This window comes from Serratia sp. HNCC26DJ244, from assembly GCF_057180565.1.
In genome coordinates this window covers 1-289 of the sequence record NZ_JBXUGO010000148.1, presented here as the reverse complement: position 1 = coordinate 289, position 289 = coordinate 1, and the positions used below count along the sequence as shown (strand labels likewise).

The window sequence follows — 289 nt, the reverse complement described above, 5'->3', positions numbered from 1 at the left end:
TGGGGCCTCATGGCGCATCATGCCCCCTTTGTGGCGGAAGCTGGAAAACGGCACATAGGTATGGCCCCCCGACGACATCACCGAATCCACGGAGTAAATCTCGGTATGCCCATCCTGCACCCGCATCGGCCGCAGCAGGTATTCGGTCTGCAGCGAATCGAGGGTCAGCGGGTCCGATTCCAGCGGGAACAGGTTAATCACCGGCACACAATTAAGCCGCAGATGCTTTTCGTTAAAGCTGAAATCATGCTCCCAACGCTCAGCCAGCACCACGTCCACTTCAAACCAC

The 289-nt window shown here is 57.4% G+C and carries 1 protein-coding gene; it reads right to left on the bottom strand.

Annotated elements, in window-relative coordinates; all coding sequences use genetic code 11:
• Positions 1–289: type VI secretion system baseplate subunit TssF (locus AC2A06_RS19015; protein WP_484381320.1), on the bottom strand; the 289-nt coding region annotated here is incomplete at both ends.